General features: G+C 44.0%; 8 protein-coding genes. All 8 read left to right on the top strand.

Annotation, left to right across the window (positions count from 1 at the left end):
* The first annotated feature begins 36 nt into the window (after positions 1 to 36).
* The 8 genes from CLV51_RS03230 to dinD all read left to right on the top strand — a co-directional run bounded on the left by CLV51_RS03230 (position 37) and on the right by dinD (position 13,126).
* Positions 37 to 282 carry a hypothetical protein gene (locus tag CLV51_RS03230; RefSeq protein WP_106526563.1) on the top strand — a complete coding sequence of 82 codons (246 nt, stop codon included), beginning with the start codon at positions 37 to 39 and terminating at the stop codon, positions 280 to 282.
* Complete coding sequence (locus CLV51_RS03225; protein ID WP_106526562.1) at positions 272 to 1,030, top strand: ATPase; 759 nt, start codon at positions 272 to 274, stop codon at positions 1,028 to 1,030. The genes CLV51_RS03230 and CLV51_RS03225 overlap by 11 nt, the downstream gene beginning before the upstream one ends.
* Positions 1,031 to 1,137: 107 nt before the next feature.
* Complete coding sequence (locus tag CLV51_RS03220) at positions 1,138 to 2,679, top strand: glycoside hydrolase family 10-like protein (RefSeq protein ID WP_106526561.1); 1,542 nt, start codon at positions 1,138 to 1,140, stop codon at positions 2,677 to 2,679.
* Positions 2,680 to 2,838: 159 nt separating this feature from the next.
* Positions 2,839 to 4,485: a M57 family metalloprotease gene (locus CLV51_RS03215; protein ID WP_106526560.1), complete on the top strand. Its 1,647-nt coding sequence runs from the start codon at positions 2,839 to 2,841 to the stop codon at positions 4,483 to 4,485.
* Positions 4,486 to 5,259: 774 nt separating this feature from the next.
* A complete protein-coding gene (gene gltB / locus CLV51_RS03210) occupies positions 5,260 to 9,789 on the top strand; it encodes a glutamate synthase large subunit (RefSeq protein ID WP_106526559.1) in 4,530 nt (1,509 codons plus the stop codon).
* Positions 9,790 to 9,855: 66 nt separating this feature from the next.
* Positions 9,856 to 11,331, top strand: coding sequence for a glutamate synthase subunit beta (locus CLV51_RS03205; protein ID WP_106526558.1), 1,476 nt, complete (start codon positions 9,856 to 9,858; stop codon positions 11,329 to 11,331).
* Between the two features lie 214 nt (positions 11,332 to 11,545).
* Positions 11,546 to 12,169, top strand: coding sequence for a hypothetical protein (locus tag CLV51_RS03200; protein ID WP_106526557.1), 624 nt, complete (start codon positions 11,546 to 11,548; stop codon positions 12,167 to 12,169).
* Positions 12,170 to 12,280: 111 nt separating this feature from the next.
* On the top strand, positions 12,281 to 13,126 hold the full coding sequence (gene dinD / locus CLV51_RS03195; protein WP_106526556.1) for a DNA damage-inducible protein D: 846 nt from the start codon (positions 12,281 to 12,283) through the stop codon (positions 13,124 to 13,126).
* Positions 13,127 to 13,332 lie beyond the last annotated feature (206 nt).

The following is a 13,332-nucleotide window of genomic DNA, read 5'->3' as shown; positions in this document are numbered from 1 at the left end:
TTTAATTCTACGTAACTTTAAGAAAGTTGTTTTTTTATGGAAGATATCAATAAAACACTGGAAGAAGACAGGGAAGAAGATGAACTGGTGAAAAGAGCAGCTGAAAAGGCCGGTAATAAAGCCGCAAGAGAATCCCTCGCTCTCGGTCTCCCTATAACAATCCTTAAAGGTACAAGTGTAATAAAGTTATATCCTGACGGAAAAGAAGAGCTGGTAGAAGAACTGGAAAACCCATTTGTTAAAATAACACAAAAAAAATTTATCATTAAACGTGTTAACTAAACGATTGAGAATCATTGGTGGGCCTAATGGTTCTGGCAAGTCTACCTTATTTACATCACTCCGGCAGGAAATCAATGAAATAACGGGAAAGCCTATACGGGTAGGTTATTTTATTAATGCAGATAATCTTGAAAAAGATTTGCAGGAAAAACGATTCCTGAACTTTGAAGATTATCAGCTCTCCATCGTTCCCAATCAGTGGGAGGCCTTTTTAAACAAAAGTTCCTTTTTCGCTAAAATAAACATGTCTCTCTTTAAGGATGCCGTAAGTGTGAAAAATAATTTATTACAGTTACTAACTCCTTATGATGTTCCCGGAGGCTATATCGGAGCGCTAATTGCAGATTTCCTGAGGAATCAACTTTTATTATCTGGCCAAACTTATTCTTTTGAAACTGTCATGTCCCATCCTTCGAAATTAGATGAGATAAAACATGCAAAGACATTGGGTTATAAAACATATTTATATTTTATTGCTACAACAACACCGGCAATAAACATATCACGGGTCAAAAACAGAATTTCAAAAGCAGGCCACGCTGTACCAGAAAAAAGTATTATTAGTCGTTACCCTAAATCTTTGGATAATCTCGCTGGAGCTACAGCCTTGGTCGATAAGGCCTACTTTTTTGATAACTCAAATGATTTAAAGATGATTGCAACTAAAGAAGGAGAAGACTTAAACATCTTACAGGAACAGCTCCCTCAATGGTTCATAGAAAACGTTATTCATAAATTCTTCCCTTGATTCTCTACCTGAAAAAATAACCCCTATCCACATAAGAATCACATATTTATAACGCAACAGACTTGCTTTTTGCTATTTTCGCATTTTACGGATTTAAAGTAAGGCAGATGTTGAAGCAATTTATAGCAGGCGCGATCCTATGGATAGTCTTTATGCAGCAGGCATGGGCACAGTTGCCGCCCAAACGGGAATTAAGAGCCGTGTGGATAGCCACCGTGGAAAATATTGACTGGCCATCAAAACGCAGCTTAAGTACAGAACAGCAAAAACAGGAGTTCATTGCTATACTTGACCAGCAACAGCACAATGGGATGAATGCCGTTGTGGTACAGGTTCGTCCGGCTACAGATGCATTTTATGCCTCTCCCTATGAACCATGGTCCGAATACCTCACCGGTGTACAGGGGCAGGCGCCAAATCCGTATTATGATCCCCTGCAGTTTATGGTGGAAGAAACGCATAAACGGGGCATGGAGTTTCATGCCTGGTTTAATCCCTACCGTGCTGTATTCAATGTCAGCCGCAGCAGCATCGCTCCTAATCATATCACCCGCCTTAAGCCACAATGGTTTTTGACGTACGATAACAAGAAATATTTTGATCCGGGCATTCCGGAAGTGCGCCAGTATGTGACGGCAGTGATCCGTGATGTGGTAAAGCGTTATGATATTGATGCCGTACACTTCGATGATTACTTCTACCCGTACCGCGCTCCCGGGAAGGAATTTCCAGACAATAATTCCTATCGTCAGTACGGCAATAACATGATGAAAGATGATTGGCGCCGTTCCAACGTAGATGCCATTATACAAATGCTGAGTGTAGCCATCAAAGCGGAAAAGCCCTGGGTTAAATTTGGTATCAGCCCATTTGGCGTTTGGCGTAATAAAGATAAAGATCCGGAAGGGTCTTACACCAAAGGTGGGCAAACCAATTATGACGATTTATATGCGGATATCCTCAAATGGTTAAAAAAAGGCTGGATAGATTATGTAGCGCCACAATTATATTGGGAACGCGGGCACCGGCTGGCCGATTACGAGGTACTCTTAAACTGGTGGGGACAACATGGCTATGGCCGGCAGGTATATATTGGACATGGGGTGTACCGCATTAACAGCAATGCCGCCTGGAAAAATCCCAATGAACTGCCGGCACAGATAGAAGAAGCCAGAACATTAAATACTATTCAGGGAAGCATTTTTTACAGTGCCGCCTCTTTCAGGGGAAATCCGCTCGGCATAGAAGATGCGCTGCGTAAAGGTGTTTATAAATTCCCTGCTCTCAGACCTGTTATGTCCTGGCTACCCCAACAAACACCGGAGGCCCCTTATTTTATTGATGCCTTTGAACGACCCGGCGGACTGGAGATACATTGGGCCGATGACGATACCAGCGGTCATACCAAACAATATGTACTATACCGTTTTGAGCAAAATGAACCGGTTAACGTCAGCGACCCTACGAAAATAATCAGTATACTGGAACAATCGTCCGATCCGGAATTTAAAGATGTGAATTATGTAAAGGGTAAAACATATACCTATCTTGTAACCGCACTGGACAGAATGCAAAACGAAAGCCTCCTGGGCGAGCCTTTACGCGTGCAGATAAAAAATGGTAAGACAGTTTTTCAGTTTGAGCCTTAATGAATGGGGACTCAAAGATGAACATATCATGATTTAAATAAATTTTAGAAATAAATAATTCTGTTTATTTTTGAATGTTAATACCCTTACGTGCCTATAACACATACATTAACGCTATATCACAACAAGTACTGATTATCTGAAAACACTTACTTAACTATGAATTTATTCATTAAATTTTTCACCTGCTTCGCAGCAGGTGCGGTCCTTTTATCTGCCTGTAAGAAAGATCCACCCACCCCGGAAGATGGCAACAAAATAACTGCCTCCACTATCGGGAAAATCAATGCACTGGGTTTTGATACGCTGAATGTGGCAAAGGTAACTGGTGGCTATATTGTGGAAGGAGATCTTTTTTTAACAGAGAAAGACCTGGAAACCAAACAGGGGTATACCACACTTTTCATCGCAGAAGCAGACCAGTACAAGTTATCATATACACTCACGGCATTGCCGCGTATTATCAATATTTCTGTAGCAGGTTTGCCAGCCGCTTATGTAAGTGCAGCAGATATTGTTATTGCCAGGTACAATGCGCTCAACCTGCGTATTACTTTTAAAAAAGTGGCCAACAGGTCGGATGCAGATATTGAAATCAAGGATAGTACGCTGGGTAACGGCGTATTGGCTTTAACGCCTGCCTATTCTGCTGCTTCCAGGACTCCTTCCAGCCCGGTACTGTTGGATATAACAACGTTGGGTAACAACCCGGACGAAAAACGGCTGGCTACACTGATGGCTCATGAAATTGGCCACGCCATTGGTTTAAGGCATACTACCTACGTTAATAATTCTTACAATTGTACTTATAAACAGGTAACTAAAACAGGTGATACACAAACAGACCTAATCAAAATTGACGGAACGCCCACCAGTGGAGCGGCTTTCAGCTGGCTGTCAGGTTGTTTGAATAACGAGGATCATCCGTTTAATCCGAATGATGTGGTGGCATTAAATTATTTCTACGGAAATACACCAGGCAATTTCTATGTTCCAACCGCCACCTATAGAAAAGGCACCAAAGAACTCCATTTGTTTTTAAGAAGTCAGACCAACACCTTGCTGGAGAAAGTATATACTCCTGGTACCGGTTGGTCAGCCTGGAATGATCTGGGTGGTAATCTTACTTCAGATCCTTCAGCTACCTCAAGAGATGGAAACAGTATAGCTGTTTTTGCGAGAGGAGCTTCCAATAACCTGATCTTCAAAACCTGGACGCTCAACGGGGGGTGGAGTCAATGGACAAATCTTGGCGGTTATCTCTATTCAGCGCCAAACGCTGAATCCAGAGCCGCTGACTTCATCAATGTTTTAGTGAGAGGCGCCAACGATGTTTTGCAAACCATTTATTACGTAGAGGGTGAAGGCTGGCATGAATGGCAGAGCTTCAATATAAACGTGTCTTCTGCCGCTTCCGGCACTTCCCGTTACCCCAATTCTATTGAGATGTATGCGCAGGATGCAGGCAACCATATGGTACAGGGAATCTGGACAAAAGAATCTGACAGAACGGTATGGGGCAATTTAGGGGGTACTATTTACTCTGCTCCGGCTGCCATTGCGAGAGGATACCTCAATGTAGATGTTTTCGCCTTAGGCGCCAACCATCAGCTCATCACTACCAATTGGTCTACAACTACCAATTGGAAAAACTGGGAAAGTATTGGCGCCAGTATCTATTCAGCGCCTGCTACAGCATCAACCGATTCGCTGTCGATAGATATCTTTGCTAAAGGTCCTAGTGATAATCTGATGCAGCGAACCTGGACAAAAGCCAATGGCTACGGTCCATGGATCAATCTGTAAGTCATTTGCAATAAAATATTAAAACACCAAGGGGCTAACCCAAAAGTGACTGTTGCACAACCTTCAATTAACAGGCTCAATAATCTACCAGATTAGGTAAGTGATTATTGAGCCTGTTTTTTTATACAGTAGCTAGTAAAAAAATACTCTTGCAAGTACTAAATTTTATTTTTGGGTCACCCCCTCAGCATTTATTCCTTTTTCTTCAGCCCCTTTACTTCGTCTTCCAGGATAGTTATCTTTTTACTTTGTTCAATCAGATACAACGTTAGCTCTTCTACTTTCTGCAACAGCCTGGTGTTCATCTCGCCTAAATCAATCCCATGCTGATCTACTTCCTTTTCCGTAGGAATGCCCGGAAGATGCCTGTTGGTTAAAATATTTTATATGATAACAGATATAGGTAATTACTTTGGCCAGGAAGCATAAATCAGACATATCGCTAAATTAAAGAAAAAGAGCATAAATCACCGGCAGATCCAATGTCATCAAGTATCCCTTGTAAAATTGTGCTAATCTTCAGCTAATAAAAAGCCCTGGTTACCAGCAAATCTGATTCAATTTTACCCTAATGAGCTTTCATTTTTTTAAAAATTCCAACAAATAGTCTTCTATTTTTATCTTTTTCTAAATTTTAGCCATCTAACAAAAGTTTATACAAAAAATACCGCATTCCTTTAGTATCTTTAAACCGTTCCCGAATTATATCGTACACCATCACCCTCGGCGCAAGTCTAAGGGGGAGAGTGTGCCAAAGCAAAAAATCTAAACCAAATGGATGAAGTGAAGCAAACGCAAGGTTTATACCGTCCGGAATTTGAACATGATGCCTGCGGAACAGGATTTACTGCCCATATTAAAGGCCGTAAATCTCACCATATTATTCGTGATGCTTTAACCATGCTGGAAAACATGGAACACCGCGGAGCTTGCGGTTGTGAGCAAAATACGGGTGATGGTGCAGGAATACTGTTTCAGATGCCACATGAGTTCTTGTATGATGAATGCCTGAAACTGGGTATCCGTCTGCCGGAATTTGGAAAATACGGTGTAGGCATGGTGTTCTTTCCGAAAGAGCCACGCTGGCGTGAAGAATGTCGTGAAATATTTCAACGTAGCGCAGAGAAACTGGGCCTGGAAATTCTTGGCTATCGTAAAGTACCGGTACGTCCGGACGGCATCGGCGAAACAGCCCTGTCTGTAGAACCGGAAATTGAACAGGTATTTATCGCCTGCCCTTATCATATCAGTGATCCGGAAATTTTTGAGCGCAAATTATTTGTACTCCGTAACTACATTTCTAAAACAGTGCGCAATACAGTGCCTAAAGAAAAGTCACTGTTCTATATTGCATCGCTCTCTTATAAAACAATAGTATATAAAGGACAGCTGACCACCTACCAGGTACGTCATTATTATACCGACCTCAGTGATGAAAAGATGGTTTCGGCCTTCGCCCTCATTCACTCCCGTTTTGCTACTAATACGTTCCCCAGCTGGAGACTGGCTCACCCTTACAGATATATTGCACATAACGGTGAAATCAATACACTCAAAGGAAACCTCAACTGGCTCCGTGCCAGTGAAAGAGACTTTGTGTCCAAATATTTCACCCCTGAAGAAATGGATATGCTGCTTCCTATTGTGGAAGAAGGCCAATCCGATTCTGCCAGCCTGGATAATGTAATTGAACTGCTCACCATGACAGGCCGCTCACTGCCGCATGTAATGATGATGCTCGTTCCGGAAGCATGGGACGGCAATGAAGACATGGGAGAAGAAAAGAAAGCATTCTATGAATATCATGCTTCGCTTATGGAGCCATGGGATGGACCAGCTTCCATTTCCTTCACCGATGGAAAAATCATTGGCGCTACCCTGGACCGTAACGGATTACGCCCCAGCCGCTTTGTTGTAACTAAAGACGATCGCGTAATCATGGCTTCTGAAGCCGGAGTATTGCCCATCGATCCTAAGAATATAAAAGAAAAAGGCCGTCTGCAACCTGGTAAAATGTTTATTGTAGACATGGAACAGGGCCGTATCATTGGTGATGAAGAACTGAAACAACAGATCTGCTCCCAGCAACCTTACGGAGAATGGCTGAATAAATATAAAATCCGTCTGGAAGAGCTGCCAGAGCCAAGAGTAACCTTTAGTCACCTCTTGCACGACCAGATCTTTAAATACCAGCGTGCATTCGGTTACAGCACGGAAGACCTGGATGCCATCATTGCCCCAATGGCTATTGATGGTAAAGAGCCCATCGGCTCCATGGGTACAGATGTGCCACTGGCGATACTGAGCAATCAGCCGCAACATCTCTGCAACTATTTCAAACAATTATTTGCACAGGTAACCAATCCTCCTATTGATCCTATCAGGGAAAGACTGGTAATGTCGCTCGCGACCTTTGTCGGTAACAATGGTAACCTGCTGGATGAAGATCCGCTGCACTGCCATGGTTTAGCGTTGCATCATCCGATTCTCAACAACCACGAACTGGAAAAAATACGCAGTATTGATACCGGTTTGTTCCAGGCCAAAACATTACATACCTATTTCAAGGCAGACGGTAAACCCGGCTCCATGGAAAAAGGACTGGCCCGCATTTGCCGTTACGCAGTAGATGCAGTAGAAGATGGTTTTGAAGTAATCATCCTCTCTGACCGTGCTATCGATTCTGAACACGCTGCTATTCCTTCTATACTGGTTGCTTCTGCTGTACACCACCATCTGATCCGTAAGGGTTACCGTGGACAGGTAGGACTGATCGTAGAAGCCGGTGATGTATGGGAAGTGCATCATTTCGCTTGTCTGTTGGGCTTTGGCGTTACTGCCATCAATCCATATCTGGCACTCAGCACTATCCGCGATATGAAGCTGAATAACAAACTGGATACAGCACTCGATGTAGATAAACTCAAGAAAAATTATATCAAAGCTATTTGCGATGGCCTGTTGAAAGTATTTTCAAAAATGGGCATCTCTACCCTGCAATCTTACCAGGGCGCACAGATCTTTGAAATACTGGGTATCAATCAGCAAACTGTTGATAAATATTTCACCGGTGCCGTTTCCCGCATTCAGGGCCTGGGCATTGATGATATTGCACGCGAAACACTGGCGAAACACTGGATGGGCTACGGTCGTAAAGAAACTCCTGTACAGCGTTTAACAGAAGGCGGCGTGTATCAGTGGAAGCGTAAAGGAGAATTCCATCTCTTTAATCCTACTACTATTCACTATCTGCAGTTATCTACCCGCATGGGTGATTACAGCGCTTTCAAAAAATATTCAAAAGCGGTAAACGAACAAAGCGAGAAAGCCTGCACATTACGTAGTCTGTTTTCGTTTAGGCGTAACCGTACTTCTATTTCAATAGATGAAGTAGAGCCAGCCAGCAGCATCTTCAAACGTTTTGCTACGGGTGCAATGAGCTTTGGATCTATTTCTCACGAGGCACACTCCACACTGGCCATTGCCATGAACCGCATTGGTGCAAAAAGCAATACCGGTGAGGGTGGAGAAGATGAGCTGCGTTATGAGCAACTGCCAAACGGCGACTCTATGCGCTCTGCCATCAAACAGGTAGCCAGCGCCCGTTTCGGGGTAACCAGCTATTACCTGACCAATGCCGACGAATTACAAATTAAAATGGCGCAGGGTGCTAAACCCGGCGAGGGCGGACAACTGCCCGGTCATAAAGTGGATGACTGGATTGCAAAAGTTAGACACTCCACACCCGGAGTAGGCCTGATTTCTCCGCCACCACACCATGATATATATTCTATTGAGGATCTGGCACAGCTCATTTATGATCTGAAAAATGCCAACCGCGCTGCACGTATCAGCGTAAAGCTGGTATCCAAAGCAGGTGTGGGTACTATCGCAGCCGGTGTGGCCAAAGCACATGCCGATGTGATACTGGTTTCTGGTCATGATGGCGGTACCGGTGCATCTCCCGTAAGTTCTATCAAACACGCAGGACTCCCATGGGAACTCGGTTTGGCAGAAACACACCAGACACTCGTAAAAAACAAACTCCGTAGCAGGGTAGTAGTACAAACAGATGGTCAGCTGAAAACCGGCCGTGACATTGCCATTGCCACTTTGTTAGGTGCAGAGGAATGGGGTGTGGCAACTGCTGCACTGGTGGTAGAAGGTTGTATCATGATGCGTAAATGCCATGTAAACACGTGCCCCGTAGGCGTAGCCACACAGGATGCTGATTTGCGCAAACGCTTTACCGGTGATCCGCAACACGTGGTAAATCTGTTCACCTACCTGGTGGAAGAACTCCGCGAAATCATGGCAGACCTGGGCTTCCGTACTATCAATGAAATGGTGGGACAAGTAGAATGTTTGCAGGTGCGTGAGAATATCAGCAACTGGAAAACACAAAAAATTGATCTGTCACCAATATTATATAAAGAAGCTGCTGCCGCTGAAACCGGCCTGTACAAACAGGAAGAACAGGATCATGGCATCAGTGAAGTGATAGACTGGCAACTGCTTAAAGCAGCACAGCCTGCGCTGGAAAAGAAGACCAGGGTGTATCAGCAATTCCCGGTTAAGAATACAGATCGTACTATCGGTACTATCTTGTCCAACGAAATATCCAAACGCTACAAGAGCGAAGGGTTGCCGGAAGATACACTGCACTTCAAATTCATCGGTTCTGCCGGTCAAAGCTTCGGCGCCTTTACAACTAAAGGATTAACGCTGGAACTGGAAGGAGAAGCAAATGATTATTTTGGTAAAGGATTATCTGGTTCCAAGCTGATACTGTACCCACAGGGTGAAGCAGGATTTAAGGCGGAAGAAAATATTATTGCGGGCAACGTTTGCTTCTATGGTGCAACATCCGGAGAAGCCTACATCCGCGGGAAAGCCGGCGAACGCTTCTGCGTACGTAACTCCGGCGCTACTGTGGTAGTAGAAGGAGTGGGCGATCACGGTTGCGAATACATGACCAATGGTAAAGCGGTGATCCTGGGTGAAACCGGTCGCAACTTCGGTGCAGGCATGAGCGGTGGTATTGCTTATGTATATGATGTGAAGGGGTCCTTCGCTAATCACTGTAACAGAGATATGATTGACCTGGACCCGCTGGATCAGGAAGATGTAACAATGCTGCAGGATCTGATTACTAAACATCACGCCTATACGAACAGTACAGTGGCTAAGTTTATCCTGAAAGACTGGGAAAATCAGCTACGCCACTTTGTGAAGGTATTCCCGAAAGAATACAAGGCTGTGCTGAAATCAGGAAAAGTGCTGGGACAAAAAGTAGGTCGCTAAGGAACAAACAATTAACATTCATCATCAAAATATCCCTTGCAGGTAAGGGACTTGTGGAGGAAAATTATGGGTAAACCTACAGGATTCCTGGAATTTACACGCGAGTTGCCCGGGAAAGCGGATCCCCGGGAAAGGGTAAGCCATTACAATGAGTTTGTAGAACGCTTCCCTGATAACAAACTGAATCAACAGGCAGCACGCTGTATGAATTGTGGTGTGCCTTTTTGCCACAGCGGATGCCCGCTCGGCAACGTGATACCGGAATTTAACGACGCTGTATACCGCCAGGATTGGCAAGATGCATATGATATTCTTACCGCTACCAATAACTTCCCGGAGTTCACCGGACGTATTTGCCCGGCACCCTGCGAAAGCGCTTGTGTATTGGGTATCAATCAACCGCCGGTAGCTATTGAAGAAATAGAAAAACATATCATAGAGGTTGCTTTTGATAAAGGCCTGGTACAGGCCAAAGCACCACGTATGCGCACCGGAAAAAAAGTAGCAGTGATAGGCTCCGGCCCGGCTGGGCTGGCAGCAGCAGCACAACTGAATTACGCCGGACATACTGTAACCGTATTTGAACGCGATGACGCACCAGGTGGGCTTTTACGCTATGGCATCCCTGATTTCAAATTGGAAAAATGGATCATTGACCGTCGCGTGAAACTGATGGAAGAAGAAGGAGTGGTGTTTCAATGCAATGCAAACGTAGGTGTGAACGTTAGTACTAATGATCTGTTGAGAGAATACAACGCTATCGTACTGGCCGGCGGTTCTACCATTCCACGCGACCTGACTATTCTTGGTCGTGAGCTGAAAGGTGTGCACTACGCGATGGATTTCCTGAAACAGCAAAATAAGAGAGTAAGCAATATTGCAGTAGAAGGCAGCGATATACTGGCTTCCGGCAAAAATGTAGTGGTAATAGGTGGTGGAGACACCGGCTCCGACTGTGTGGGCACCAGCAACCGTCATGGTGCAGTGAGCATCACACAACTGGAACTGTTGCCTAAGCCTCCGGGTGAACGTACATCATATATGCCATGGCCTACTTATCCGATGGTATTAAAAACATCTTCTTCTCACGAAGAAGGAGCTGACCGTCAGTGGGCAATTGCTACCAAAGCCTTTATCGGCGATGATAACGGCCACCTGAAAGCATTGCGCCTGGTAGACCTGCAATGGTCAGCCAGCGCAGATGGCAGACCGGCAAAGTTCACCGAAGTACCCGGATCTGAAAGAGATGTACCCTGCGAACTGGCTTTATTGGCTATGGGCTTTGTACATCCGCAACATACCGGATTACTCGATCAGCTGGAAGTAGAAAAAGATGAACGTGGCAATGTAAAAGCGACAGAAAAAGATTACCTCACTTCCATTCCTAAAGTGTTTACTGCCGGCGATATGCGCCGCGGACAATCACTGGTGGTGTGGGCAATAAGCGAAGGTCGTGAGTGTGCAAGAAAAGTGGACGAATTCCTGATGGGCAGCTCCCAACTGGAAAGTAAAGACCATTCACTTCAGGCAATGGCATTATAAGTAAATTGTACTAATCAAAATTTTTCTCATAAGCAGGTTTAGATTTTGTTGTAACCTTCAGCCGGGCCGGGTTTTTACCCGGCCTATATTTTTTTAAATTCTCCTGTGATGCTGACAGCATTTAAAGACATAAATCCAACATCAGTAGAAACAAAGCCCCCATTCAGCTATTTCCACCTGCCACCACCCCTAAAACCAGATACTTTTGTTCCTTATGAAACAACTGTTGTGTTTTTGGAGCTTTCTTATGATGGCCATACCCGTTATAGCGCAGAACAGGAACCAGGCAGACCTGATCACCAATGCGCGGACGCTGAAAAAAGGATTGTATAAATCCTTTGAAGAATTTCAAACTAACAGCCCTTCGGAAGAAGGTGACCTGATTATCAAAAACCGCAGCGCAGCCGCACAGATCTATCTCCTTGCCAGCAGAAACGAGCTCGTCATCCGCGATGCAGGAGGGCAGGAGCATAAAATAAAAAACTACTGGGGCTTCTGCGATGGTCAGTATATTTATATCAAAGACAATGGCCTGAACAAAATACAGGAACTCGGCTACTACTGCATGTATGAACTGCATGTTATGCAACCCTCACGTGGCATCGTTAACCAGGCCGACATGACGGTCAACAGCATCAATACTCCTGTTCAACTCAAAAAAGTCGTCAATATCGTTACCGGACAGATACTGGAATTATCTGCCTACAATCTTAAAAAATATATCCTGCCCCAGGATAGTTCACTGCTGGATGAATTCAGAGTAGATAAAGAAAAGAAAGATCAACTGGAGTATTATATATACCGGTTTAATCAAAGGAATAAACCAACATTGAAGTAAATGAATATTGATCAATATGAGACTATTAAGATGTAGTTAACCAATTACCTTTTACCCACCTTTATATTCGCGCTTCACAATTTTGTGAGATAAATTTTAAATCCTCTTTTCATGAAAAAGGAATTAATTGAAGCGCTGTTTGAACAATTTGAACAGGCCTGTTATGTACACCAAAACATTGAATGCTGGAGCGCCAGGGAACTGCAAGTAATTCTCGGCTACACACAATGGAGAAATTTTTCAAAGGTTATTGAAAAAGCAAAGATTTCCTGTGAAACAAGCGGGCTGGCCGTTTCAGACCATTTTGCTGATGTCAGCAAAATGGTTGATGTTGGTAGTGATGCTAAAAGAGAACTACAAGATCTTGCATTGACTCGTTATGCCTGCTATCTTATTGCACAAAGTGGCGATGCACAAAAAGCACCCATTGCTTTCGCACAAACCTATTTCGCAGTTCAAACACGCAAACAGGAAATCATCGAAAAAAGATTACTGGATATTGCCCGCGTAAATGCCCGGGAAAAATTATCTAGATCCGAAAAAACCTTATCTGGTATTATCTATGAAAGAGGTGTAGATGAAAAGGGCTTTGCCAATATTCGCTCAAAGGGTGATCAGGCCCTATTCGGAGGCTTTAATACCCGGGACATGAAGAAAAAATTGCAGGTGCCGAATGGCAGACCGTTGGCTGATTTCCTGCCAACATTAACAATAAAGGCAAAAGATTTCGCGACCGAACTTACCAGTCATAATGTAGTAGAAAAAAACCTGGAAGGCGAAACCCATATCTCAGAAGAACATGTAGATAACAATGCTGCTGTTAGAAAAATTCTGATAGAAAGAGGTGTAAAACCGGAAACCTTACCGCCAGCTGAAGATGTGGATAAAGTAAAACAAAGAATTAAGAAAGAAGATAAAAACGCGTTAAAACAAGGGGTGGATGATCCCGAAGTATAAACAATAATCATTCATTTTCACCCCATTTCCTCCCGCGTCCACCTTATTTTACGCTCCCCGTTTTTCTCCCGGCACCCAAAAAATAGTGTGTCCGTTACCGTATTTAATGTATCCTTGCAATACCTATTATTCCTCTGTACCACCAGGTATGGATTTTGTTATACGCCTGAGCAAGCGCACCGGTAACACAATCCTTTCGGTAAAGT

It is taken from the genome of Chitinophaga niastensis (assembly GCF_003014755.1).
Lineage (GTDB): Bacteria > Bacteroidota > Bacteroidia > Chitinophagales > Chitinophagaceae > Chitinophaga > Chitinophaga niastensis.
This window is presented reverse-complemented; position numbering and strand designations above follow the sequence as displayed.